Origin of the sequence: Georgenia sp. TF02-10 (assembly GCF_022759505.1) — a bacterium.
Lineage (GTDB): Bacteria > Actinomycetota > Actinomycetes > Actinomycetales > Actinomycetaceae > TF02-10.
The window spans coordinates 1160033-1185585 of record NZ_CP094289.1 but is presented as its reverse complement, the minus strand read 5'-3'; the positions used below and the strand labels follow the sequence as shown (position 1 = coordinate 1185585).

General features: G+C 73.5%; 22 protein-coding genes. 5 read left to right on the top strand and 17 right to left on the bottom strand.

The genetic code is table 11. The features are described from left to right. The first annotated feature begins 5 nt into the window (after window positions 1-5). On the top strand, window positions 6-971 hold the full coding sequence (gene dapD, locus MF406_RS05375) for a 2,3,4,5-tetrahydropyridine-2,6-dicarboxylate N-succinyltransferase (protein ID WP_242896943.1): 966 nt from the start codon (window positions 6-8) through the stop codon (window positions 969-971). A gap of 293 nt (window positions 972-1264) precedes the next feature. Next, a complete protein-coding gene (locus tag MF406_RS05370; protein ID WP_371744608.1) occupies window positions 1265-2287 on the top strand; it encodes a hypothetical protein in 1023 nt (340 codons plus the stop codon). A 20-nt stretch (window positions 2288-2307) separates the two neighbouring features. Here the strand turns inward: MF406_RS05370 and MF406_RS05365 are convergent, their stop codons facing one another. From MF406_RS05365 to fdxA, 3 genes are all read right to left on the bottom strand, one after another. Beyond that, window positions 2308-3606: a citrate synthase gene (locus MF406_RS05365; RefSeq protein ID WP_242896942.1), complete on the bottom strand. Its 1299-nt coding sequence runs from the start codon at window positions 3604-3606 to the stop codon at window positions 2308-2310. A gap of 272 nt (window positions 3607-3878) precedes the next feature. Next, entirely contained in the window at window positions 3879-5021 is a 1143-nt protein-coding gene (dapC, locus tag MF406_RS05360) for a succinyldiaminopimelate transaminase (protein ID WP_242896941.1), read from the bottom strand. 1 nt (window position 5022) lies between these two features. Further along, a complete protein-coding gene (gene fdxA, locus MF406_RS05355; RefSeq protein ID WP_242896940.1) occupies window positions 5023-5340 on the bottom strand; it encodes a ferredoxin in 318 nt (105 codons plus the stop codon). Window positions 5341-5459: 119 nt separating this feature from the next. On the opposite strand from fdxA, the gene MF406_RS05350 reads away from it, so the two are divergent. Continuing rightward, the gene (locus MF406_RS05350; RefSeq protein WP_242896939.1) at window positions 5460-5816 is read left to right on the top strand and encodes a 2-hydroxymuconic semialdehyde dehydrogenase; all 357 of its coding nucleotides are present in this window, start codon (window positions 5460-5462) and stop codon (window positions 5814-5816) included. 206 nt (window positions 5817-6022) lie between these two features. Here MF406_RS05350 and MF406_RS05345 read toward each other — a convergent pair whose 3' ends face one another. From MF406_RS05345 to typA, 6 genes are all read right to left on the bottom strand, one after another. After that, entirely contained in the window at window positions 6023-8323 is a 2301-nt protein-coding gene (locus MF406_RS05345) for a VanW family protein (protein WP_242896938.1), read from the bottom strand. A gap of 142 nt (window positions 8324-8465) precedes the next feature. Beyond that, window positions 8466-8732, bottom strand: coding sequence for a hypothetical protein (locus tag MF406_RS05340; RefSeq protein WP_242896937.1), 267 nt, complete (start codon window positions 8730-8732; stop codon window positions 8466-8468). A 136-nt stretch (window positions 8733-8868) separates the two neighbouring features. Then, window positions 8869-9366 (bottom strand): flavin reductase family protein, encoded by a 498-nt coding sequence (locus MF406_RS05335; protein WP_242896936.1) that lies wholly within the window; start codon window positions 9364-9366, stop codon window positions 8869-8871. After that, the gene (locus tag MF406_RS05330) at window positions 9359-9757 is read right to left on the bottom strand and encodes a DUF6113 family protein (protein WP_242896935.1); all 399 of its coding nucleotides are present in this window, start codon (window positions 9755-9757) and stop codon (window positions 9359-9361) included. Before MF406_RS05330 ends, MF406_RS05335 begins: the two co-directional genes overlap by 8 nt. Further along, window positions 9754-10869, bottom strand: a complete 1116-nt coding sequence (locus MF406_RS05325) for a PIG-L family deacetylase (protein ID WP_242896934.1) — start codon at window positions 10867-10869, stop codon at window positions 9754-9756. The genes MF406_RS05330 and MF406_RS05325 overlap by 4 nt, the downstream gene beginning before the upstream one ends. Window positions 10870-11081: 212 nt before the next feature. Continuing rightward, window positions 11082-13001, bottom strand: coding sequence for a translational GTPase TypA (typA, locus tag MF406_RS05320; RefSeq protein ID WP_242896933.1), 1920 nt, complete (start codon window positions 12999-13001; stop codon window positions 11082-11084). A 239-nt stretch (window positions 13002-13240) separates the two neighbouring features. On the opposite strand from typA, the gene MF406_RS05315 reads away from it, so the two are divergent. Then, complete coding sequence (locus MF406_RS05315; RefSeq protein ID WP_242896932.1) at window positions 13241-13870, top strand: PH domain-containing protein; 630 nt, start codon at window positions 13241-13243, stop codon at window positions 13868-13870. A gap of 172 nt (window positions 13871-14042) precedes the next feature. Then, window positions 14043-14432 carry an excisionase family DNA-binding protein gene (locus MF406_RS05310; protein ID WP_242896931.1) on the top strand — a complete coding sequence of 130 codons (390 nt, stop codon included), beginning with the start codon at window positions 14043-14045 and terminating at the stop codon, window positions 14430-14432. Window positions 14433-14791: 359 nt separating this feature from the next. On the opposite strand, the gene MF406_RS05305 is transcribed toward MF406_RS05310, so the two are convergent. From MF406_RS05305 to MF406_RS05270, 8 genes are all read right to left on the bottom strand, one after another. Continuing rightward, the gene (locus MF406_RS05305) at window positions 14792-15034 is read right to left on the bottom strand and encodes an Arc family DNA-binding protein (RefSeq protein ID WP_371744607.1); all 243 of its coding nucleotides are present in this window, start codon (window positions 15032-15034) and stop codon (window positions 14792-14794) included. Between the two features lie 185 nt (window positions 15035-15219). After that, window positions 15220-16959, bottom strand: coding sequence for an ABC transporter family substrate-binding protein (locus tag MF406_RS05300; protein ID WP_242896929.1), 1740 nt, complete (start codon window positions 16957-16959; stop codon window positions 15220-15222). 181 nt (window positions 16960-17140) lie between these two features. After that, window positions 17141-19411 (bottom strand): dipeptide ABC transporter ATP-binding protein, encoded by a 2271-nt coding sequence (locus tag MF406_RS05295; RefSeq protein WP_371744606.1) that lies wholly within the window; start codon window positions 19409-19411, stop codon window positions 17141-17143. Then, entirely contained in the window at window positions 19408-20472 is a 1065-nt protein-coding gene (locus tag MF406_RS05290; RefSeq protein WP_242896928.1) for an ABC transporter permease, read from the bottom strand. The genes MF406_RS05295 and MF406_RS05290 overlap by 4 nt, the downstream gene beginning before the upstream one ends. A 1-nt stretch (window position 20473) precedes the next feature. Next, on the bottom strand, window positions 20474-21457 hold the full coding sequence (locus MF406_RS05285; RefSeq protein ID WP_242896927.1) for an ABC transporter permease: 984 nt from the start codon (window positions 21455-21457) through the stop codon (window positions 20474-20476). 305 nt (window positions 21458-21762) lie between these two features. After that, window positions 21763-23478: an ABC transporter ATP-binding protein gene (locus MF406_RS05280; protein WP_242896926.1), complete on the bottom strand. Its 1716-nt coding sequence runs from the start codon at window positions 23476-23478 to the stop codon at window positions 21763-21765. Beyond that, entirely contained in the window at window positions 23475-24461 is a 987-nt protein-coding gene (locus MF406_RS05275) for an ABC transporter permease (RefSeq protein ID WP_242896925.1), read from the bottom strand. Before MF406_RS05275 ends, MF406_RS05280 begins: the two co-directional genes overlap by 4 nt. Continuing rightward, window positions 24454-25380: an ABC transporter permease gene (locus tag MF406_RS05270; protein WP_242896924.1), complete on the bottom strand. Its 927-nt coding sequence runs from the start codon at window positions 25378-25380 to the stop codon at window positions 24454-24456. Before MF406_RS05270 ends, MF406_RS05275 begins: the two co-directional genes overlap by 8 nt. Window positions 25381-25553 lie beyond the last annotated feature (173 nt).

The following is a 25553-nucleotide window of genomic DNA, read 5'->3' as shown; positions in this document are numbered from 1 at the left end:
ACCGCATGACCGACCGCACCGCCTGGGGCTTCGGCCTCGCCACCATCACCGACGCCGGCGAGACCCTGGACGTCTGGTACCCCAGCCCCGCCCTCGGCGAGCCGCCGGCCGACGCCGCCGTCCCCGAAGAGCTCACCGCGCTGGAGGCCGCCGACCCGGCCCGCGGGGTGCGCACCGCCGTCGTGAACGCCCAGGTCGACCTCGACGACGCCCCCGCCTCGGCCGTGGACGCCTACCTGCGCCTGCACCTGCTCTCCCACACCCTCGTCCGGCCGAACACCGTCAACCTCGACGGCATCTTCGCCCGGCTCGCAAACGTCGTCTGGACCAACCGGGGCCCGTCCGCCACCGCCGGCTTCGAGGCCACCCGGGCCCGGCTGCGGGCCGCGCACGGCACCGTCACCGTCTACGGCGTGGACAAGTTCCCCCGGATGGTGGACTACGTGCTGCCGACGGGCGTGCGCATCGCCGACGCCGACCGGGTCCGGCTCGGCGCCCACCTGGCCCCCGGCACCACCGTGATGCACGAGGGGTTCGTCAACTTCAACGCCGGCACCCTGGGCCGGTCCATGGTCGAGGGCCGCATCTCGCAGGGGGTCGTGGTGCACGACGGCGCCGACGTCGGCGGCGGGGCGTCGGTCATGGGCACCCTGTCGGGCGGCGGGCAGCAGGTCATCTCCATCGGGCCGCGCTCGCTGCTCGGCGCCAACGCCGGCCTGGGGATCTCGCTGGGCGCGGACTGCGTGGTCGAGGCCGGGCTCTACCTCACCGCCGGCACCAAGGTCTCCCTGCTGGCCGGCGGCGGCACCCGGCCCGACGGCGGCCAGCTCACCGAGCCGCCGGTGGTGGCCGCCCGCGAGCTCTCCGGCCGGGACAACCTGCTCTTCCGGCGCAACTCCGTCTCCGGCGCCGTCGAGGCGATCCCCCGGGCCGGCGCCGGGATCGAGCTCAACGCCGCGCTGCACGCCTGACCCACGGCCGGCGCTCGATGAGCAGCGGAGCGGCGCGCCGGGGACCGGCTGGGCGAGGCGGCCAGGCTGCTGGCCGGACGGCGGCCGGCCGGGCTGCGGGCGGCCGGGCTACGGGCCGGATGGCGGCCGGCGGGACTGGTAGCGGGAGGGTTGGCGGCGCGGCTGCGAGCGGTCAACCCCGAAGGGCTGCCGCCCGCGGCGCTGCCGCTCGCGGAGCTGCCGGCCGCGTCGCGCCGGCCCGGCGCCGGGGCCGCTCGGCCGGACGTGGCTGTGCCACCGTCGTCGCGCTGCTCGTGGTCCTGCTGGCCCTGGCGGTCGGCGCCGTGCTGCTCGCGCTGCACCTCTTCGTCCGGCCGGCCGCGGCGGGCACCTGCACCGTCACCCTCGAGGACGGCACGGCCGCCGAGCTGGACGCCGACCAGGCGGCCAACGCCGCCCTGTTCGCCGCCGTCGCGACGCACCGCGAGCTGCCCGCGCGGGCGGTGAGCATCGCCGTCGCCACCGCCATGCAGGAGTCACGGCTGCGCAACATCGACTACGGCGACCGGGACTCGGTCGGCCTGTTCCAGCAGCGCCCCTCCCAGGGCTGGGGGACGGTGGAGCAGATCATGGACCCGGTGTACTCCACCAACGCCTTCTACGACGTCCTCGTAACCGTCGAGGGGTGGCAGGGGCAGGAGATCACCGACGCCGCCCAGCGCGTGCAGCGCTCGGCCTTCCCTGACGCCTACGCCCAGCACGAGGGCCCGGCGCGGGCCTTCGCCTCGGCGCTGACCGGCCACTCCCCGGCCGCCCTGGCCTGCCACCTCGACCCGGTCGACGATCAGTCGCCCGCCGCGGGAGCGGCCGGCGGTGCGGCCGGCACGGGTACGGCCGCGGGCGCCGGCACGGCCACGGGCGGGGGCACGGCCGGCGAGGACGGCGCACCCGCCGACGGAGCCGCGGCCGCGGCCGCGAACGGCCCCGCCGACGCCGACGCCGAGGCATCCACTCCGACCCAGCGGCTGCAGGTGGTACAGGACCGGCTCGCGCGAGACTTCGTCGACGTCACGACCGCCGTCGCCCCGGGCGGCCTGCTCACCGTGGACGCCACGTCGCTGCCCGGCGGCACCGACGCCGGGCGCCTGGGGTGGGCGGTGGCGCACTGGGCGGTGGCGACGGCGAGCGAGACCGGCGCGAGCGTCGTCGCCGTCGACGGCCGGGCCTGGCTCCGCGCCGACGGCGACGACGCCGGCTGGGTGCCGCTGGACCGGGCGCCCGAGGCGGTGGCGACGGCCGCGGCCACCGCCGGGCCGGGCGCCGTCGTCATCGGCTGAGGCGGCTCAGCGCTGGCGGCTCAGCGCTGCTCGATCGGCACGTACTGCCGCTCCGCGGCGCCGGTGTACACCTGCCGCGGGCGGCCGATCTTGGTGGTCGGGTCGGCGATCATCTCGCGGTACTGGGCGATCCAGCCGGGCAGCCGGCCGAGCGCGAAGAGCGGGGTGAACATCTGGGTGGGGAAGCCCATCGCCTTGTAGATGAGCCCGGTGTAGAAGTCCACGTTCGGGTAGAGCTTGCGCTCGATGAAGTACTCGTCGTGGAGCGCGATCTCCTCCAGGCCGAGGGCGATGTCGAGCAGCTCGTCGTCCTTGCCCAGGCGCTGCAGGACGTCGTGCGCGGCGTCCTTGACGATGGCGGCGCGCGGGTCGTAGTTCTTGTAGACCCGGTGCCCGAAGCCCATCAGCCGGACCCCGTCCTCCTTGTTCTTGACCTTCTGCATGAACTGCTCGACCGAGTAGTCGGCGTTCTGGATCCGGCCGAGCATCTCCAGCACCGCCTCGTTCGCGCCGCCGTGCAGCGGGCCGGAGAGGGCGCCGACGCCGGCCGCGATGGAGGCGTAGATGTTCGCGTGCGCCGAGCCGACCATCCGGACGGTGGAGGTGGAGCAGTTCTGCTCGTGGTCGGCGTGCAGGATGAGGAGCATGTCCAGGGCCCGCACGAGGACCGGGTCGATGTCGTGGCGCTGGTAGGGCAGGCCGAACGTCATCCGCAGGAAGTCCTCGATGTAGGACTTCGACGCGTCCGGGTACAGCAGCGGCAGGCCGGTGGCGCGCTTGGCGATCGAGGCGATCATCGTGGGCACCTTGGCCATCAGCAGCACCGTGGACAGCTCGCGCTGGTAGGGGTCCATCGGGTCCAGGGTGTGCTGGTAGTAGGTGGCCAGGGCGGAGATCCCGGCCTGCAGGATGGCCATCGGGTGGCCGTTGTGCGGGAAGGCGGTGAAGAAGGCCTTGAAGTCCTCGTGCAGGATCGTGTGCCGCTTGATCCGCCGCTCGACCGCCTCCAGGGTCTCGGCGTCGGGCAGCTCGCCGTAGATCAGCAGGTAGGCGACCTCGAGGAAGTTCGACTCCTTGGCGAGCTGGTCGATCGGGTAGCCGCGGTAGCGCAGGATGCCGGCGTCGCCGTCGATGTAGGTGATCGCAGAGGTGGTCGAGGCGGTGTTCATGAAGCCCGGGTCGAGGGTGACCAGGCCGGTCTGCTTGAGGAGGCTGGAGATGTCCACCCCGTCGTTGCCGTCGACGGCGCGGACTCGGTCGAACCGGAGCGTCTTCCCGTCTACCTCGAACGTCGCCGGGCTGAGCTCAGCATTCGACATCTGTGGTTCCTCTCTCCGTCGGCGCTCGCCATGAGCGCTCATCGTGACCGCCCGGGACGGCGTCGCCCCGGGCGGTGATCGGCCTCCCCAAGATATGCCATCGCGGGCGTCGGAGAGGGATCGGGCTGCGGCGGCTGGCAGTTGTCCCGACGGCGCCCGGCCGGCTGCACCAGCGGCCCACCGTCGCGCAGGCGCCCGCTACGCCAGCGGCCGGTGCCTCCCGACGGCGCCCGGCCGGCTGCACCAGCGGGCCGCCGTCGTGCAGCCGCCGACTACACCAGCGGGCCGCCGTCCCGCAGCCGGCCGGCGGCGGCTGCGACGCGCTCGTCGGTGGCGGTCAGCGCCACCCGGACGTACCCCTCCCCCTGGGCCCCGTAGAAGGTGCCGGGCGCGACGAGGATGCCGCGGTGGGCCAGGGCGTCCACGAGCTGCCAGGAGGTGGCGGCGCCGTCGGCGGCGCGCACCCACAGGTACAGCCCGGCGACGGACTCCGGGTCCAGCCGCAGCCCGGCGGCGTGGACGGCGTCGAGCAGCAGCGCGCGGCGGGAGCGGTAGCGCTCCCGCTGGGCGGTGACGTGCGCGTCGTCGCCCAGCGCCGCGACCATCGCCGCCTGGACCGGGGCGGGCACCATCATCCCGGCGTGCCGGCGCACCTCGGTGAGCGACCCGACGAGCGCCCGGTCCCCCGCCGCGAACGCCGCCCGGTACCCGGCGAGGTTGGACTGCTTGGACAGGGAGTACAGCACGAGCAGCCGCTCGTGGGAGCCGCCGCACACCGCGGGGTCCAGCAGCGAGGGCACCGCGGTGCCGGTCCAAGGCTCGGCCCAGGGCAGCTCGGCGTAGCACTCGTCGGCGGCGACGACGGCGCCGCGGTCCCGCGCCCAGGACACCACCGCGGCCAGCTGGGCGGCGGAGAGCACGTGCCCGTCCGGGTTGCCCGGGGAGTTCAGCCAGACCAGCCCCACGACGTCGTCCGGCCACTCGGCGGGGTCGGGGCCGACGGGGACGGGGGTGGCGCCGGCGAGCCGGGCGCCGACGTCGTAGGTGGGGTACGCCGTCGCCGGGTGCAGCACGAGGTCCCCCGGACCCAGCCCGAGCAGCGTCGGCAGGAGCGCGACGAGCTCCTTGGAGCCGATGGTCGGCAGCACCGCGTCGACGCCGAGGCCGGGCACGCGCCGGCGCCGGGCGAACCAGCCGGTGATGGCCTCGCGGAGCGCGAGCGTGCCCACCGTCTGGGGGTAGCCGGGGGCGTTAGCGGCGGCGCGCAGGGCGTCCTGGGCGACGGCGGGGGTGGGGTCCACGGGCGTGCCGACCGAGAGGTCGACGATCCCGTCGGGGTGGGCGGCCGCGCGGGTCTTGGCGCCGGCCAGGGAGTCCCAGGGGAAGTCGGGCAGCGCACTGCCGGGCCGCGGCACCTCAGGCCTGCGGGGGCAGGGCCGCGATCATGGGGTCGTCCTTGTCGATGACGCCCATCTTGGCCGCGCCGCCCGGGGAGCCGAGGTCGTTGAAGAACTCCACGTTCGCGCGGTAGTAGTCCGACCACTCGGCCGGCACGTCGTCCTCGTAGTAGATGGCCTCGACCGGGCACACCGGCTCGCACGCCCCGCAGTCCACGCACTCGTCCGGGTGGATGTACAGCGAGCGCTTGCCCTCGTAGATGCAGTCGACCGGGCACTCGTCGACGCACGCCCTGTCCTTGATGTCCACGCACGGCTGGGCGATGACGTAGGTCACGGGTCCTTCCTCTCCTCCACGGGCGGCGGCACGCGGCAGCGGCGGCCACTCCGGCCCAGTATCTCCCACCCGCGTCGGGGGGCACGACCGGCGACGCCGGCGGTGGCAGGGTGGGCGGCATGAGCACTGACGACGGCGCCGCGGCGCCCGGGGCGGGGCCGGCGGGCGAGGCGGGTGCGGGCGCGCCGGGTCAGGCCGCGGCGCGTGGGGGCGTGCCGGGTCAGGCCGCGGCGGCGACCGGCGGCCAGCCGGCGCCGCCCTGGCTCCGGTGGCAGGTCGGGGAGCGGGTGGTGGTGCGCTACCGGGCGGCGGACGGCGTGCACGACGCCCTCGGCGACCTCCTCGCGGTGACGCCGGACGGGGTCGTGGTGCGCACCCGCCGGGGCGACGTGCCGGTCCCCGGCGCGGCGATGGTCATCGGCAAGCGGGTGCCGCCGCCGCCGCGCCGGCGGACGGGCGGAGTGCGCAGGAAGTAACACAATCTCGGTCGGCGGGCGGGCAGCCCGACCGGGATCTCGCGGAAAGGTCAGGCGCCGCCGGTCCCGCCGGCGGCGATTGTGTTACTTCTCGACACGCGGCAGCAGCCGACCGGTCCCGCTGCAGCCAGCGCATCCTCGTTCTATCCGCTACTGGCAGCCGACCACGTTCCCCCCGCTACTGGCAGACGACCTCGTTCCACCCGCTACTGGCAGACGACCTTGTTCCACGGGCTGTAGGTCCAGGTCCACTTCTCCGGGTCCACCGCCACGCCGTCGCGGGAGCGCTGCCGGGTCACCGTGACGGTGAAGCCCGGCTCTCCCGCCGACTCGGGCTTGCACTCAGGCGACGGGTTGGTGACCGTCTTCGGCGGGACGATGTTGTACCGGTCCGAGGTCGACGTCTGCACGTCCCACACGTCGGTGCCCCACAGCCGCGCGTGCACCTGGTCGGCGCTGACCCACGCCTCGACCAGCACCCCGAAGTCGGTGTTGTTGCGCCACACCATGTCCTTCGCCGGCTCCCAGACGGTGGCCTCCCGGCCCTGCGGGTAGCGGGAGAACCACCGCGAGTGCGGGGTGTGGGCGACGTCGTCCATCCCGGCGAAGAAGGCCGCGTTGTACAGCGTGGTGGAGAGCTGGGACAGCCCCCCGCCCAGCGCGGTGGTCGCGAAGCCCTCCTCCACGACGCCGGAGGAGACGTACCCGTTGGCCGCGGTGATCGGCGCGATGGCGTCGAGCAGGGAGAACTCCTTGCCGGGCAGGACGAGGACGTTGCTCACCCGCTGCGTCCCGAGCTTGAGGTTGGAGGTGCGGACCGGGTCGTACGGCATCGGGGTGCTGAACTCGCCGATGACCTCCTTGACCCCCAGCGCCTCGGCCTCGGCGGTGGTGAAGTCCGGCTCGGACTCCACCAGCGGCACCTCGGCGGTGCGGTCGGTGGAGGTGCCGGCCTTCAGCACGGCCTCGGCGACGGCGTCCGGCGCGAGCCCCTTGCCGGTGGTGGAGGGCACGATGGTCGGCGCCCCGCCCTGAAGGACGATCTTGGCGTCCTCCCCAGCGACGACGATGCCGGGGTTGCCCTCGCTGACGGCGGCGGCGAGGCCCTCGCCGTCGAGCTGGAGGTGCAGCGCCCCGCCCTCGGGGACGAACGCGGCGTTGGCGGCGAGCTGCTCGGGGCTGAGCTCGGCGAGCGTGCCGCCGACGTCGACCGCCACCGGCCCGGAGACCAGCGGCTCGGCCAGGGTGGTCAGCGCCGTCTGCACCGCGTCCGGCCCGATCGTCGGCGGGACCTCCTCGGCGGGCAGCTGCAGCGGCCGGGCGGCGGTCAGCCACTCCCGGCGGACCACGGTGGCGGCGTCGTCGACGGCGACCGCGCTGCCCGGGACCGGCTCGGTGACCTCCGGGGCGGCGCCGGCGAAGGTGATGAAGCCCTCGACCGGGGCGACGTCGAGCTCGGTGGCGGCGGCCGCGACGGCCTGCTCCAGCGCCGCCTCGTCGACGGTGGTGACCGGCTCGACATCGCCGAGGTCGGTCAGCCGGCCCCACAGGACGCGGGGGTCGAGCGTGAAGCCGGTGAGGTCGTGCACCGTGGCCGCCGCGTCGAAGCCCAGGCCGGCGGTGGCGGGGTCGATGGTGGCGGCCCGCTCGCCGACGGCGACCGGGATGGGCTCGCTGGCCAGCGGCCCGAGCTCGGTCTCCAGCCGCTCGGTGGCCTCGGCGCGGGGCAGGCCACCGATGCCGACGCCGGCGACGGTGGTGCCGTTGGGCGTGCGGTCGCCGAGGAACCAGGCGGCGGCGCCGTATCCCACGACCAGGACGGCGAGGATGACCAGGGTGAGGACCAGGCCGCGGTGCGACCGCCGCTTGGGCTCCTCGGCTGGGAAGCCCGCGAGCGGGGACCGGTTCATCTCCTCAGTCTCCGGGGCGTCGCCCCAGCCGCGGCTCGCCGGCGGCGGGGCCGCCGCCGGCAGGACCTGGGTCTGCTCGGGGTGCGAGCCGGGGGCGCCGGCGGGGACCCGGGCGCGGTCGTCGACGCGGCGCCAGCTGCGCCAGGTGTCGGCGTCGGTGGGCGCGGGTGCGGCCGTGGTGGGGGCCCCGGTCCCGGCGGGCTCCGCGGCGAGCTGCTCGGTCCGGGCGGTGTCCTCGGTCACGCCGGTCTCCGCGATCCGGTTGGTCTCGGCGACCTCCGCGGTGCCCTGGGTGGTCCCGGCGGTGTCCTCGCCCGCACGAGACCCTGCAGGGCGCTCGGTCCCGGCGGTCTCCTCGGTCCCGCCGATGTCCTCGGTGCGGCCGATCTCCTCGGTCCGGCCAGGCTCTGTGGCGCGCTCGGTCCCGCCGGAGCCCGCCGCCCCGGAGATCTCCTCGGTCGCGGCGTCCTCCTGGCGGCGCGCGGCGAGCACGGCGTCGAGGTCGCTCAGCCGCCGGGACTCCCCCTCGTGCGCCGAGCCGTCTGTCGCGCGTGCGCGCTCGCGCGCGATGCCGTCGCCCGGCGTGTCCGTTGCCACCAGCGAGTACCTTCTTCCCCCTGCATTACCCTGCGGGACCTAGGCATGGTAGCCAGGAGGCAGCCTCACGGCCGGCAGGCGAGGCCGACGTCACACAGTTGTGACCACCACACCTGCTCGGCACCCGCGAGCCGCGGCAGCGTCAGGCCGTCCCTCCGAAGCGTTCACGAACTGCGTGGCTGGAGACGCCGAGGACGAGGCCGATCTCGGCCCAGCTGCGGCCGTGGGCGCGCGCGGCGGCGACGGCGTCCTCGAGCTCGCCCCGCTGCTCGGCGACGGTCCGCAGTGCCACGCCGAGGCGCCGCAGGTCCGCCGGGTCCTCCGCCGGTGCGGTGGCTGGGTCCAGGGAGTCGAGCCAGGCCTCGGCCTCGGCGGCCGCCTGCTCCAGCTCCTCTCGCGCTCGTGGCACCAGTCCTCTCGCGCTCGTGGCACCAGGTCTCACCTCCTCACAGGTACCGGTAGATCTTCGCGTGCCATGGCGTCGGTGTGAATGGCGACCGGTCCGGCGTACGGCTTGGATGCCGCAGCGCCGGCCCAGCCAGCGGTCACGGCAGGGGCCGCACCCGGCCGAGGTGGTGCACGAGCCCGCCGGTGCCCGTGGCGCCGAGCCGGGCGTCGAGCACCTCGCCGACGACCACGTCGTGGTCACCGGCGTTACGGATCCAGGCGGTGCGGCACTCCACCCAGCCCTGGGCGTCGTCGAGCAGCGCGGCACCGGAGGCCGCGCCGCGGTGGTGCGCGATCCCGACGAGCTGGCCGAAGGCGGGACGGCCGGGCATGGCCAGCCGGTCGGCGGCCACCGCACCGTTGCGGTCCAGGACGCTGAGCGCCCAGGTGTCGACCTCGTCCAGGGCCTCCCGCAGCCGCGCATCGGTGTAGACGCAGAAGAGCACCATCGGCGGGCGCAGGGACACCGACGCGACGTCGGTGGCCGTCATCGCCAGGTCGAGGCCGGCGTGGCGCACGCTGACCACGGTGACGCCGGCGGGGCGACGGGCCATCGTGGCCCGGAAGCGGTCGATCAGGTCCGACTGGTCAGGCACCGCGTCTGCCCAGCGGGGTCTCGGCGTACCAGGACCGGGGGGTCGGGGCGACGGCGACCAGGGCGACCACCAGGCCGAGGAGCCAGGCGTAGCCGAGCGGCTGGTCGGTGACCAGGACGTCGCCGCCCGGTCCCGCGAACGTCAGGGCGAGCGTGGTGGCCACGGCCACGAAGCCGTGCAGGAGCAGCAGCGCGCCGCCGCCGGCAGCCCGGGCGAAGACGCCGCCGCTGAGCACCAGGAGGAGCGCGAGCACCAGACCGGCCGGCGTCTCCCAGCGGTGGACCAGGGTCCCGCAGGCACCCACGACGACCCCGGTGATGACGGCGACGACGCCGTTGACCAGCACCGCCGCGCGGTCCGGGGCGGGCACCGCCCTTCTCGTGTCTCTCATGCCGCCACCTCGGCCCCGAGGAACGCGGCGAGCCGGTCGGTGCCCCGGCGCGCACCGAGCCGGTCCCGGGCGAGCCCGTCGACCTCTCGGGTGGCCTGCAGCTCGTCGGTGCGGTCGTGCCCCGGCGCGAGCTGCAGGCTGGTGGTGTCCAGCACCGGCAGCAGCAGCCCGTTGCTGACGGCGAACCAGCCGCAGGCCGGGAGGCCGCGGTTCTCCGCCAGGCCCAGGTCCAGCACCCGCACGCTCTGGACCTGGGTGCGGTGGGCGCGCATCGCCGTCGCAATCTGGGCCAGGGCCGGGGTGACGTCGACCGTGAGGTCGACCTCCGCCGGGTCGCGGACCAGGGACGGCAGGTCGGCGTCGGCCGGGAAGGTGGCGAGCGCGTCGCCCCGGACGCCGAACTGGGGGTGCTCGCGGACCGTGGTCTCCAGCCAGTGCAGCGCGTCGCGGTACCGGGGCTCGCTCTCCACCAGCCAGCCGACCACCGGCACCCGCCACGGCGCCAGGCCGGTCAGCGGGTCCTCGGCGTCGTCCGGCTGGGGCGGGGCGTCGGCGGCGAGCGCGACGGCGGCCATCGTGATCTCGTGGATGCGGACGTGGTCGGGGTGGCCGTAGCCGCCGCCGGGCTCCTCGGTGATCACGACCTGCGGGCGGCTGCTGCGGACGACGGCGGCGAGCAGCCGCGCGGGCACGTCCAGCGGCACGGCGGCCAGGGCGCTGGGTCCGGCGTCCGCGGCGGGCTCGGCCATGCCCATCCGTGCCCCGACCATCCCGGAGTCGGTGAACCGGGCGGGGCGCTGCCCGGTCAGCCCGGGCAGGGCGTCGAGGAAGCGGTGCGCGGTGACCCCGAGGGCGTGGAGGGCGTGGGCAAGCTCCCGCTCCCGCCGGCGCGCCAGCGCCAGGCCGTTACCGGCGAGGTGGGCGAGGTCGGCGGGGATCACCTGCCCGCGCTCGCCGCGGGTGCCGGTGACCACGGCGACGCCGACCCCCGCGCGGGCGGCCATGGCCAGCAGGCCGCCGGCCCCGAGGGTCTCGTCGTCCGGGTGGGCGAAGACGCCGAGCAGGCCGCCGGTGGGCAGCGGTGCCTGGTCGGGCGGGGGCGTGCGGGCCATGGGCCCATCATCGCCCGTACCGGGCTGGCCGGGAACCGGTTCGGCCGCCGTCGGCCACCGGACCGGCAAACGGCTGGGCCGCCGTCGGGCACCGGACCGGCAAACGGCTGGGCCGCCGTCGGGCACCGGACCGGCAAACGGCTGGGCCGCCGTCGGGCACCGGACCGGCAAACGGCTGGGCCGCCGTCGGCCGTGCCCAGGACCAGGCCGGGTCAGCTCGCCGCGGCGGCCCGCCGGTTCCGGGAGGCGGCCTTGTACCGCTCCTGGGCGTCGAGGATGACCTTGCGGATCCGGACCGCCTCCGGGGTGACCTCCACGCACTCGTCCTCGGCGGCGAACTCGAGGGACTCCTCGAGGGTGAGCCGGCGCGGCGGCACGAGGTTCTCGAACGTGTCCGCCGTGGAGGAGCGCATGTTCGTCAGCTTCTTCTCCTTGGTGATGTTGACGTCCATGTCCTCGTTGCGCGAGCTCTCCCCGACGACCTGGCCCTCGTACACCTCGGCCGTGGGCTCGACGAAGAAGGACCCCCGCTCCTGGAGGTTGATCATCGCGAACGGCGTCACCGAGCCGGCCCGGTCGGCGACCAGCGAGCCGGTGCTGCGCTGCGCGATCGGCCCCTGCCACGGCTCGTAGCCGGCGGCGATCGAGGACGCGATCCCGGTGCCGCGGGTCTCGGTGAGGAACTTCGTGCGGAACCCGATCAGCCCGCGGGCGGGCACGACGAACTCCATCCGCACCCACCCGGTGCCGTGGTTCGCCATCGTCTCCATCCGGCCCTTGCGGGCGGCCATCAGCTGGGTGACGGTGCCCAGGTGCTCCTCGGGCACGTCGATGGTCATCCGCTCCATCGGCTCGTGCCGGCGCCCGTCGATGACCCGAGTGACCACCTGCGGCTTGCCGACGGTGAGCTCGAAGCCTTCCCGCCGCATCTGCTCCACCAGGATGGCCAGGGCCAGCTCGCCGCGGCCCTGCACCTCCCAGGCGTCCGGCCGGTCGGTGGGCAGCACCCGGAGGGAAACGTTGCCGACGAGCTCGCGGTCGAGCCGGTCCTTGACCTGCCGGGCGGTGACCTTGGCGCCCTTGACCCGCCCGGCGAGGGGGGAGGTGTTGATGCCGATGGTCATCGCGATGGCGGGGTCGTCCACCGTGATCAGCGGCAGCGGGCGGGGGTCGTCGGGGTCGACGAGCGACTCCCCGATCGTGATGTCCTCGATCCCGGCGACGGCGACGATGTCGCCGGCCCGGGCGCTCTCGGCGGGGACCCGCTCGAGGGCCTCGGTGCGGAGGAGCTCGGAGACCCGCACGTTCTTGATCGTGCCGTCGTGCCTGGCCCAGGCCACGGTCTGGCCCTTGCGGAGCTCCCCGCCCCGGATGCGCAGCAGCGCCAGCCGGCCCAGGAACGGGGAGGCGTCGAGGTTGGTCACGTGCGCCTGGAGCGGCGCGCCGTCCTCGTAGCTCGGCGCGGGGATCTTGTCCAGGATGGTCGCGAACAGCGGGTCCAGGTCCGGGCTGTCCGGCAGGGCGCCGTCGGCGGGCTGGGTGAGGCTGGCCCGGCCGGCCTTGGCCGAGGCGTAGACGACGGGCACGTCGAGGACGGCGTCGAGGTCGAGGTCGGTGCCCTCCTCGGCGAGGTCGGAGGCCAGCCCGAGGAGCAGGTCGGTGGACTCGGCGACGACCTCGCTAATGCGGGAGTCGGGCCGGTCGACCTTGTTGACGACGAGCACGACGGGCAGCCGGGCGGCCAGCGCCTTGCCGAGCACGAACCGGGTCTGCGGCAGCGGGCCCTCGGAGGCGTCCACGAGCAGGACGACGCCGTCGACCATGCTCAGCCCGCGCTCGACCTCACCGCCGAAGTCGGCGTGGCCGGGGGTGTCGATGACGTTGATGACCACCCCGTCAGTCAGCCCGGCGGCCTGCGCGGCCGGCCCGCGGTAGTGCACCGCGGTGTTCTTGGCGAGGATGGTGATGCCCTTCTCGCGCTCGAGGTCGCCGGAGTCCATGGCGCGCTCGTCCACGTGCTGGTGCTCGCCGAAGGCGCCGGACTGCCAGAGCATGGCGTCGACCAGGGTGGTCTTGCCGTGGTCGACGTGGGCGACGATGGCGACGTTGCGCAGGTCCGAGCGCACAGGCATGCGGGGTTCTCCAGGATGAGAGGGCGGCCGACGGCGGGCGGGACGAGTCGCTGCGGGGGAGCGAGCGGGCGCCTCCGGGCCGGGCACCGCTACGGGTGCCAACGAACGATTCTACTCGCCGGGTCCTGGCCGGCGGCACCCCCGCCGGCTGTGCGGAGCGACACGGCGGGGCTTCCCGACGGCGGTCGGGTGGGCGGCCTCGCAGGCCGGGGTCGGGCGGCACCTGGGAGGATGCGGGGGTGGGTCCGACCGTCGTCCTCCGCGCTGCCGGCAGCCGGGGCTATGCCGTCCTCTCCTGGGTGGTCGCCGCCGTCCTCCTCGTCATGTTCTTCGGCAACGGCGGCGGCCGGGAGGTCGCGGAGTACGGCGCCGTCCCCCTGGTGCTGGCCGTCCTCGGGTGGGCCGTGTTCTGGCGGCCGGCGGTGCTGGTCTCCCCGGCGGGGGTGCGGGTGGTGAACGTGTTCCGCACGATCGAGGTGCCCTGGTCCGCGCTCGAGGAGGTGGAGACCCGGTGGGGGTTGCGGCTGCACACCACCGGTGGGCGGGTGCGGGCGTGGGCCACGCCGGCCCGGGGCGGTATGGCGCACCGCCGCGTCGAGGAGGTCCCCACGCACCTGCTGGACCTGGACGTCGCCGGCGAGTTCCACATCACCGGGAGCGCGGAGGTGGCCGGGCAGGTGATCGAGGCCCGGCTCGCGGCCGTCCGCGCCGGCAACGGCAGCAACGGCGCCGCCGGCCCAACCGCCGGGGCTCCCCCGGACCAGCCCCTGGAGACCGGGCGTGTCCGTCGCCGGCTGGACGTTGTCCCCATCGCCGGCGTCGCGGGCTCGGGGCTGCTCGCGGTGGTGACCGCCCGGCTGCTCGGCTGACCAGGCGGGCGGGCGCACGGCTCATAGAGCAGCCGCACTGGTAGGTGATGACGGGCCGTGCTGCGCTCGAGAAGGCACTGGTGGACCGGCCGGCCGGCTCTGAGGCGGTGAGCGACCACCTCGCCATCTGCACGATCCCGTCAGGCAAGGTTGCACACCTAGACCGATCAGAGTGTGCATCGCCCAGTCGCCTGGGGGCATGCCATCGCACAGCATCACCATCACCCCGGAAGACGTTCACGCCTCCGCCGGGCGGGCGGGTGCCCGCCCGGGTTGGCTGGACGAGATCGCCGACTACGTGCGACGCGCCGCCTCGGAGGGCGAGCAGGTGACGCTGACCGCGAAGCGGCGGATGATGACACCCGCGCAGGTCGCCGAGGCGATGGGGGTGTCCCGTTCGACGATCTCGCGGAAGATCACGGCCGGGGAGCTGCGCGCTGTGAGGGTCGGCAACCGGAACCGGATCCCGTACGAGGAGTTCCGGCGGTTCTGGCAGCAGACGATGGGCGATGTCATCGAGCTCACGCGCGACGACATCCGAACTGACCTTCTTGGTGGCTGACAGCCTCATCCGCGCCTTCCTCGACGCCAACGTCCGCCAGACCGGTCATCCGCACCCTCCTTGTGGCCGGGGCCGCTCAGCGGGTTTTCGCGCCGCCTGGCTGGAGCAGAACCGCCGAGCAGGAAGCCCTCCGCCACATGCGCCCCCGCGCCGTATCGCCCACCGATGTGCGCCTCCGGTTCGGAGGAACCTCGGCCCCACCGGCGATATAGGCGGCAGGTTCGGCGGCATCTCGCCGGCGGACCGGCACACCTCGCCGACGCCGAAGCAAGTGACGCATGACGACGCGGGCGTCCGGGCGTAGCCGGAAGACCTCCTGAGCCGAAGGACCTCCAGGACGACGTCCGTGCAGAGGACGCTCAGCCGAGTTCCGCCGATCGCGCGACGTCCACGCGTTCGGGCACGGGGAGAGCCTCGATCCCGCCGGCCTCCTGAGCCGCATGCATGAGCGCCAGGCCGATGTGGGGCTGACGCACGGCCTTCGTGAGGATGTCGCGGACCTCGGCCTCCATGGAGCGGCCGTGCTCCTTCGCCTGGGCGGCGAGCCGCTTCTTCACGGACTCCTCCAGGCCACGGACGACGATGGATGCGATCGGGACCACCTCCTTGGCGACATGACCGATGACACCACGAAGCCGGGGCGGGCACTACCCTCGAGCGCGGCAGAGGGGCCGGTGGTCGCCCACCGGCCCCTCGTCCGCGTCCGTTCGGGCACGGTCCGGGTGGTGTCGCCGCCAGGGCGGTGTCACTGCCCGGCGGTGTCACGCCCAGGATCGTGCCGCCGACGTCACTGGGCGGTGAAGCCCCAGTTCTCGGCGCGGGTCGTGCTGAAGCCCATCGCGCCGAAGTTGGCGAGGTTGCTCACCGTGGCCGCGATGTCGGGCCGCTGGTAGAGCGGCAGGGTGTGGACGGACTCCCAGATCATCGTGTCCGCCTCGTTCGCGAGCTCGATGCGCCGGTCGTGGTCGGTCTCGGTGGCGATCTGGTCGAACAACTCGTTGAGCTCGGGGTTATTGAGCTTGGCGTAGTTGGAGGAGTTTGTGGCCGGGTCGCCATAGATCTGGTCGAGGTTCGCCATGGGGTACGGCGTGCCGATCCAGGAGAAGCCGATGATCTCGAAGTCGCCCTCGTCGAGGGTGCGGCTGAAGTCGTCGATCGCCACCTGCTGCAGCTCGAGGTTGATGCCGACCTCCTTGAGCTGGGCCTGGGCGAGCTGGCCCTCGTTCTCCGAGACCGGGACGCCGGTGAGGACGGCGAACTTCACGGTGAGCGGCTGGCCGTCCTTCTCCCGGATACCGGTGGACTCGTTGAGCACCCAGCCCGCCTCCTCCAGGTCCGCCGCGGCCCGGTCCGGGTCGTGCTCGAAGCCCTGGGCGTTGTCCTGGTAGCCCTCCTGGCCCTCCATGAAGATGTGGTTGTTGAGGGTGCCGATGAGCTCCTCCGGCATGCCGGCCAGGTCCGACTCCGCGATGGCCTGGCGGTCGATGGACCGGGCGATCGCCTGGCGGACGGTGAGGTCCTGGAGCAGGCCGGCGGTGGAGTTGAAGGTGAAGTGGCGCCAGTCCGGCCCGAGCGTCTGCCGGAGCTCCGCCCCGCCCACCGTCTGGGCGAGCTGATAGGCGTTGGGGTCCGCGCCGACGTCGAACACGTCGATCTCACCGTTCTGGAAGGCGGTGCCGGTGGCCTCCGCGGCCACCACCCGGAACTGGATCTCGTCCAGCATCGGCTCCGGGCCCCACCAGTTCTCGTTCGGCACGAGGGTGAGGACCTGCTGCGCCTGGTCGATGTTGTCGACCCTGTACGGGCCGGTGAACCACTCGTCGCGGAACTCCAGCCAGCCCTCGTTGAAGGTGGTGGCGTCGACGAGCCCCTCGGCGGGATACACCTGATCGACGATGGAGCTCCAGTCCGGGTAGGTGCTCTTGAACCGGATGACGACGTCGAACTCGGTCTCGCCCTGGGTCACGGACTCGACCTGCTCGTACGGTCCGGTCTGGACGCACTGGTACTCGGGGTCCTCGGCGTTGCAGACGGTCAGCGACGCCTCGTAGTCCTCCCAGGTGATCGGGTCCCCGCTGTTCCACACGGCCTCGGGGTTGAGGTGGAGGGTGATGACCTGCTGGTCCCCGTCCATCTCGTCCTCGAAGTCCCGGAGGTAGTTCTCGTTCGGGGTCGGCTGGGCCGCGCCGTCGTAGTCAAACAGGTGGGTAGTGATGGCGTCCCGGACCTCGGTGTACTCGGACTGGTTGCCGTTGACCTGCATCGGGTTCCACTGCGGGGGTAGCTCGGCGACGGCGCGGCGCAGCTGTCCGCCCTGCTCGAGCTCCTCCCGCGGGGTGGCGTTGACGTCGAAGAGGTCGCCGTCGCCCTCCGTGATGACGCCGGCCGACCCCTCGGCACCGCCGGCGCCGGACTGCCCGCCGCCGTCGTCGTCGCCGTCTCCCCCGCCGTCGGTGCTGCAGGCCCCGAGGACCAGCGCGAGGGCCGCACCGGTCGCGAGGACCGCGGACCCCTTCGTCGTGCGCACGATCTGACCTCCAAATGTCACGGACGGCGCCGGCGGACCGCGCAGCGCACGGCTGCGGCGGCACGTCCTGGCCGTCTGTACTGAACCACGCCCGGTGTGAGGCGCGGCACCATCGCCGGGCGCGGCGGCGGATTCGTGACCGTATCGAGACCGGGCGACGACGGTGGCTTGGCTGAGCGGCCTAGAAGATCTCCACCGGCTCGGCGTAGTGGCAGGCGGAGTGCTGGTCCCCGCCCATCGGGTACAGGGGCGGCAGCTCGTCCACGCACCGCCGCCGCTCGGCGTCGGTCAGCTCCCGGGCGAACTTCGGGCAGCGGGTCCGGAACCGGCAGCCCGACGGCGGGTTGGCCGGGGACGGGAGGTCACCGGTGAGCAGGATCCGCTCGCGCTGGCGCTCCCGGACGGGGTCGGGCACCGGGATGGCCGAGAGCAGCGCCTGGGTGTAGGGGTGGGTCGGGTGGTCGAAGACCCGGTCCACCTCGCCCACCTCGACGATCTTGCCGAGGTACATCACGGCCACCCGGTCGGCGATGTGCCGGACCACCGACAGGTCGTGGGCGACGAACAGGTAGCTGAGGTCGAGCTTGCCGCGCAGCTCGTCCAGCAGGTTGATCACCCCGGCCCGGATGGACACGTCGAGGGCGGAGACCGGCTCGTCCAGGACGAGGAGCTTCGGCTCCAGCGCCAGGGCCCGGGCGATGCTGATCCGCTGCCGCTGCCCGCCGGAGAAGTGCTGGGGGTAGCGGTTGGCGTGCGAGGGCTCCAGCCCGACCAGCGCCAGGAGCTCGGCGACCCTCTCCTCGGTGCGGCCCTTGGCGAAGCCGTTGGCCTGCAGCGGCTCGGCGATGATGTCGAAGACCGGCATCCGCGGGTCGAGCGAGGCCATCGGGTCCTGGAAGACCACCTGCAGGTCTCGGCGCACCGCCGTGCGGTCCCGGCGCCCGCGCAGCTGGCCGACGTCCTGGCCGAGGACGACGATCCGCCCGTCCGCGGGGGCCTTGAGGTCGAGGATCTGCAGCAGGGTGGTGGTCTTGCCGCACCCGGACTCCCCGACCAGGCCGAGGGTCTCCCCGGCCCGGACCTCCAGGCTGATGCCGTCGACGGCGTGCACGGTGCCGACCCGGCGCTTGATGACGGCGCCCTGCATGAGCGGGAAGTGCCGCTTGAGGTCGGTGACCTCCAGGACCTGCGGGCGCTCCACACGGGGCACGGTGGCCAGCGGCCGGTCGATCACCCGGGGCACCGGGTAGATGTCGGTGTACCCCAGGTCGCCCTGCTCGATCTCGCTGGAGCGGTGGCAGGCGCTGGTGTGCCCGGCGGCGCCCCGGGTGGGCGCGAGCGGCGGCTCGATCTCCCGGCAGGTCTGCACGGCCAGCGGGCACCGGGGCACGAACGGGCACCCGGGCGGCAGGTCCAGCAGGGAGGGCGGGCTGCCCTCCACGGGTGCCAGCGCCGTCCGCTTCTCGGCGTCCGGCCGGGGCAGGGAGCCGAGCAGGCCGATCGTGTAGGGCATGGTGGAGCGGTAGAAGATGTCGTCGACGTCGCCGTGCTCGACCACCCGCCCGGCGTACATGACGGCGACCCTGTCCGCCATCCCGGCGACGACGCCCAGGTCGTGGGTGATCATCACGACGGCGGCGCCCGTCTCCCGCTGCGCGGTGCGGAGCACCTCGAGGATCTGGGCCTGGATAGTCACGTCCAGCGCCGTCGTCGGCTCGTCGGCGATGATCAGGTCCGGGTCGTTGGCGATGGCCATGGCGATCATCGCCCGCTGGCGCATGCCGCCGGAGAACTCGTGCGGGAAGGACCGCACCCGCTCCCGGGCGTTGGGGATCCCGACGAGGTCGAGGAGCTCGACGGCACGGTCCCGGGCGGCGCGGTCGTCCATCCGCTGGTGGGTCTGCAGCGCCTCGACGATCTGGTCCCCGACGGTGTAGACGGGCGTGAGCGCGGAGAGCGGGTCCTGGAAGACCATGCCCATCTGCCGGCCCCGGATGCCGGAGAGGTAGGCGTCGGAGCGGCCGAGGAGCTCCTCGCCGTGCAGCCGGACGGACCCGGACACCGCGGCCGACGCCGGCAGCAGCCCCATGACCGCCATCGACGTGACCGACTTGCCGGAGCCGGACTCCCCGACGATGCCGAGCACCTCGCCGGGGTGGACCGCGAAGCTCACCCCGCGGACGGCGTGGACGGTGCCGTCCTCGGACGGGAAGCGGACGTTCAGGTCCTCGACCTGCAGGACGGGGCCGCCGCCGGCGCCGGTGACGGTGTCGGTAGGGGCGCTGGCCGCGCCGGTGGCGGCGGTGGTAGCGGTGGTAGCGGCCGTGGCGGCGACGGCGGAGCCGGTGCCGGCCGCCGTCGCGCCGGCGCTCCCGGTAGCGGCCGCCGTGGCGCCGGACGACCGCCGCCCCGGCCCGGCCGCCGTCGCCCGGCTGCGGCTGGTGATCCTCACGCGCGTCCTCCGGACCTGGACGAGGGGTCGAGGGCGTCGCGCAGCCCGTCCCCGATGAAGTTGATGAACACCAGCATCAGGGTCAGCGCGGTGGCCGGGGCCAGGAAGATCCACGGGTAGGTGGCGGCGGTGCGCTGGCCCTCGGCGATGAGCGTGCCGAGCGAGGTCTCGGGGGCCTGGACGCCGAACCCGAAGAAGGACAGCGAGGTCTCCGCGAGCACGGCCGACGCCACCGCCAGGGTGGCGTCGATGATCAGCAGCGAGGAGATGTTGGGCAGGATGTGCCGGACGATGATCCGCGGGGTCGGCACGGACATGTACCGCGCCGCGGTGACGTACTCCAGGTTCTTGATGCCCAGGGTCATCGAGCGCACCACCCGGGCGGAGAGCATCCAGCCCAGCCCGGCCAGCAGCAGGATCAGCACCAGCACCGACCCGCGGCTGCCGCCGGTCTGCACCGACAGGATCGCGATGATGAAGAACGAGGGCACCACCAGCAGCAGGTCGATGACCCACAGGGCGACCCGGTCGAACCACCGCCCGTGGTAGGCGGCGAAGGCGCCGACGGCGGCGGCGATGAAGGTCTGCACGGCGGCCACGCCGAGCCCGATGATCATCGACTTGCGCAGGCCCTCGACGGTGAGCGCGAAGACGTCCCGCCCGGCCTGGGTGGTGCCGAGCCAGTGCTCCCCGGAAGGCGGCTTGAGGAAGGCGTCCTGGTCGACCTCGGTGTAGCTCCACGCCCCGATCCGGGGCCCGAGGACGGCGAAGAGCGCGAGCAGGAGGTACCCGACGAGCCCGACGACGGCGGTGCGGTTGCGCAGGAACCGCCGGCCGACGATCCGCCGGCGGGACAGCCGCCGGGAGCCGGCGGGCACCTCCTCGACGGCGACCTCGGGCAACTGGGCGAGCAGCGGGGTGTTGCGGTCCTCCCCGATCTCGTGCGTCAGCGGGACCTGGCCGTCCCGGTCCGGGACCTGGGCGTCCCGGTCGGGGACCTGCGCGTCCCGGCCGGGGACCTGGGCGTCCCGGTCGCCGGGCGGGTTGCTGGTCGTGGTCATCTCAGCTCACCCGGACCCGGGGGTCGAGGGCGGCGACGAGCACGTCGGAGAGCATCGCCCCGACCAGCACGCACACCCCGCCGAACGCGGCCACCGCCACCGACCCGTTGACGTCCTGGGCGCTGATGGCCTGCACGCCGTAGATGCCCATGCCGTGCCAGCCGTAGACCAGCTCGGTGAAGGTGGCCCCGAGCACCAGGGTGGCGATCGTGAACGCGAAGTAGGTGCCGGTCGGGATGAGCGCGGTGCGCAGCGCGTGGCGGCGCAGCGCCGTGCCCTCCCGCAGGCCCTTGGCCCGGGCGGTGCGGACGTAGTCGGCGCCGAGGGTGTCCAGCATGAGGTTGCGCTGGATCCGGCTGTAGGACGCGACCCCGCCCACGGTGAGCGTGATGGTGGGCAGGAGCAGGTGCTGGAGCCGGTCCCACACCGGGGCGAGGGCGCCGTCGCCGTGCCGGCCGGTCTCCCCGAGGAACTCGAAGAACTGCGTGCCGGTGGCCTGGTTGACCTTCACGGCGAGGATCTGCAGCACGACGGCGATGACCAGGGTGGGGGTGGAGAGCACCACCAGCGAGGCCAGGGTGATCAGCCGGTCGCTGGCCCGGTACTGCCGGGTCGCGGTCCACGCGCCCAGCGCCACCCCGAGGGTGATGCCGAGCAGGGAACCGATCGTCACCAGCCGCAGCGAGACCCACACCCGGGTGCTGATCGTCTCGTTGATGCTCTCCCCGAACGGGGTCCGGCCCCAGTCCCAGTCGGTCACCACCCCGGTCAGCCAGGTCCAGTACCGCTCCAGCAGCGGGACCCGGTCGCTGAGGTTGTACGCGCTCAGCGACGCCTCGACGACGGCGGGGTCGATCGGCGGGTTGCGGGCCTCGTACAGCGACCGCGGGTCGAGCTGGGTCGCGGCCAGCAGGTACACCAGGGACACGGCGACGACGAGCAGCACGGCGTAGTTCGCCAGCCGTCGTGCCAGGTAGAGGAGCATCTGCCGGCTTCCTGCGTCAGGAGACGGTCCGGGCGGGAGCACCGTCGCCCCGCCCGGGCCCCCTCACCGTGGGGCCTTGCCGCTGGCGCGTGGCCCGCGTCGTCGGCGTTTCCCGCAGGTTACCCGGTGCAGATGACCGGAATGTTTCCGACGGCGTCCGCGCGTTTTGCGCGTGTCGGTAACCAGCCGGCCCGGGTCTGGGAATGCGACGGCGCGCTGATGCTCAACCCGGCGCGGCGGCGCCGGCCGGAGCCGGACCGGCGCCGTGCACGGCGGCGCGGCCGGGCGCCGTCGCCCGGGCCGCCTCAGAGCTGCAGGCTGGAGCCCGGGATCGCGGCGAGCAGGTCCCGGGTGTACTGCTGGCGCGGGTTCTCGAAGACCTCGTCGGTGCTGGCCATCTCCACGATCCGGCCCTTCTCCATCACGGCCACCTGGTCGGCGATCTGCCGGACGACCGCCAGGTCGTGGGTGATGAACAGGTAGGTCAGGCCCAGCTCGGCCTGCAGGTCGTTGAGCAGGGTGAGCACCTGGGCCTGGACGAGGACGTCGAGGGCGGAGACGGCCTCGTCGCACACCACGAGCTTGGGCTGCAGGGCCAGCGCCCGGGCCACCGCCACCCGCTGGCGCTGCCCGCCGGAGAGTTCGTTGGGGTAGCGCCGCATGGTGGAGGTGGGCAGGGCCACCAGCTCGAGGAGCTCGGCGACCCGCGCCGCCCGGGCCTTCTTGTCGCCCACCCCGTGCACCCGCAGCGGCTCCTCGATGGTCCGGAAGATGGAGTACATCGGGTCCAGCGAGCCGTACGGGTTCTGGAAGACCGGCTGGACCTGGCGGCGGAAGTCGAAGAGCTCGCGCCGGCCGAGGGACCCGACCTCGGTGCCCTCGAAGATGACCCGGCCCTCGGTGGGCTCGAGGAGGTTGAGCATGATGTTGGCGACGGTGGACTTGCCCGAGCCGGACTCCCCCACGAGCGCGGTCGTGCTGCCCCGGGGGATGGCGAAGGAGACGTCGTCGACGGCCTTGAACTCCCCGCCGGAGCCGGGGCGGGCCCCGCGCAGGTGGAACACCTTCGTCAGGTTCTGCACCTCGACGATGTCCGGGGCGGCCTGGACGGTCTCCTCGTCCTTGGCGAGGAGTTCCGCGCTCTCCACCCCGCGCTCCTTGGCGCTCTGGATGCGCCGGGACGCCAGCGACGGCGCGGAGGACACCAGCCGCTGGGTGTAGGGGTGCTGCGGGTCGGCGAGGATCTGCCGGGACGGCCCGGCCTCCACCACCCGCCCGCGGTGCATGACCACCAGGTGCTCGGCCCGCTCGGCGGCCAGGCCCAGGTCGTGGGTGATGAACAGGACGGCGACGTGCCGCTCCTGGGTGAGCCGCTCGAGGTGGTCCAGGATCGTCTTCTGCACGGTGACGTCCAGGGCCGAGGTGAGCTCGTCGGCGATCAGCAGCTTCGGCTCCCCGGCCAGCCCGATCCCGATCAGCGCGCGCTGGCGCATGCCGCCGGAGAACTCGTGCGGGTACTGCCTGGCGCGGCGCTCGGCGTCGGGCAGCCCGGCCTGGGCGAGCACCTCGGGCACCTTGGCCTTGGCGGCGGCCCCCTTGGCGACGCCGTTGGCCTCCAGGGCTTCCTTGACCTGGAACCCGATCTTCCACACCGGGTTGAGGTTGGTCATCGGGTCCTGCGGCACCAGGCCGATCTCCCGGCCGCGGAGGTGCTCGACCTCCTTGCGGGAGGCCTTGGTCAGCTCCTTGCCGGCGAACTTGATCGACCCGCCGGTGATCCGCCCGGTGCCGGGCAGCAGGTCGATGATCGCGTGCGCCGTCGTGGACTTCCCGGAGCCCGACTCCCCCACGATGGCCACGGCCTGGCCGGGGTAGACGGTGATGTTGGCGCCGCGGACGGCCGGCACCAGCCCGGTGGAGGAGCGGAAAGCGACCTCCAGGTCGCGGATCTCCAGCAGCGGCACGGTGGGGTCGACGGTGTCCGGGATCGCCGTCACCTCGGTCAGCTCGGTGGCGCTCATCGGTCACGCACCTTCGGGTCGAGGGCGTCCCGGACGGCGTCGCCCATCATGATGAAGGCCAGCACCGTCAGGGCGAGGGCGCCGGCGGGGTAGAACAGGACGGCGGCGTTGGACCGCAGCGAGGCCTGCGCCTTGGAGATGTCCCCGCCCCAGGACGTGATCGACGGCGGCAGGCCGATCCCGAGGAAGCTCAGGGTGGCCTCGGCGACGATGAAGGTGCCCAGCGCCACGGTGGCGTAGACGATGATCGGCGCCGCCGCGTTGGGCAGGATGTGCCGGAGGAGGGCGGCGACGCGGCCCACCCCGAGGGACTTCGCGGCGGTGACGTAGTCGTTGTTCTTCACGCCCATCACCGCCCCGCGGGTGATCCGGGCGATCTGGGTCCAGCCGAAGACGGCGAGCACGGCGACGACGGTGGTGGTGGAGCGCCGGTCGCTGAAGACCTGCATGACGACGATGGCGGCCAGCACCAGCGGGATGGCGAAGAAGATGTCGGTCAGCCGGGACAGCAGGGTGTCGAACCAGCCGCCGAAGTACCCGGCGATCGCGCCCACCGCGGTGCCGATGATGACGACGGCGATCGTGGTCAGCACGCCCACGCTCACCGACGCCCGGGCGCCGTAGACGGTGCGCGCGTAGATGTCGCAGCCCTGCCGGTCGAACCCGAACGGGTGCCCCTCCTGCGGCAGCGCGAGGGAGTTGCCCAGCTCGCAGAACCGGGGGTCCTGAGAGGTGAACAGCTGGGGCACGGCGGCGACGGCGCAGACCAGGACGATGAGGACCGCCGAGATCCAGAAGATGGGACGCCGGCGCAGCTTCTGCCACGCCTCGCTCCACAGGCTCGACGGGGCGCCGGTGTCCTTCACTGCGTCGACGGCGCCCAGGCCGGTCTCGTCGAGCTCGGCGAAGAAGTGCTCCTGGTGCCGCCGTGCGGTCACCGGCTCGGGCGCAGCGCCCGGCCCGCTGTGGGTGATGTCAGGCATAACGGATCCTCGGGTCCAGGGCCGCGTAGAGCAGGTCGACCAGGAGGTTGGCGAAGATGTAGATGAGGACGAGCACGGTGGTCAGCGAGACGACGGTGGCGGACTCCCCCTGCAGGATCGCCCGGTACAGCGTGCCGCCGACGCCGTTGATGTTGAAGATGCCCTCGGTGACGATGGCCCCGCCCATCAGGGCGCCGAGGTCGGCGCCGAGGAAGGTCACCACCGGGATGAGGGAGTTGCGCAGCACGTGCACGCTGATCACCCGGCCGCGGGGCAGGCCCTTGGCGGTGGCGGTCCGGACGTAGTCGGCGGTGAGGTTCTCCGCGACCGAGGTGCGGGTCAGCCGCAGCACGTACGCGAAGGACACCGCGCCGAGCACGATCGCCGGCATGAGGAGGCTGCGGATCGTCGTGTCCCCGCCCACGGTCGTCGGTAGCCAGCCGAGCTGGACGCCGACGACGAACTGCAGGACGAAGCCGATGACGAAGGTCGGCACGGCGATGACGAGGAGGGAGGTCACCAGGGCCGTGGCGTCGAAGATGCCGCCCCGGCGCAGCCCGGCGAGGAGGCCCGCGCCGACGCCCAGGACGCCCTCGAAGATCAGGGCCATGATGGCGAGCTTGAAGGTGACCGGCAGCGCCTCCTGGATGACGTCGATGACCTCCCGGCCGGAGAAGGTGATGCCGAAGTCGAAGGTGAAGATGCCCTGGAGGTAGAGCAGGTACTGCACGAGGAAGGGCTCGTTGAGGTTGTACCGCTCGCGGATCTGCTCCTGCACGGCCTCCGGGAGCCCGCGGTCCCCGCCGAGGGCGGCGACCGGGTCGCCGGGGAGGGCGAAGACCATGAAGTAGATGAGCAGGGTGGCCCCGAGGAACACGGGGATCACCTGCAGGATCCTGCGCCCGATGTACCAGAGCATCAGGTCGTCTCCTCGTCCTGTCGGGGGTGCTGGCGGTCCCGGTCCGGGAGCCCGGCGCGGGACGCACGATACGCCGTACACGGGCCGCGATGAATCCGGACCCTGCTGTCGGTGAATTATCTCCCACCGACGGCGGGGCTGACGCCGACGCCGCGGGGGACGCCGCGCGGAGG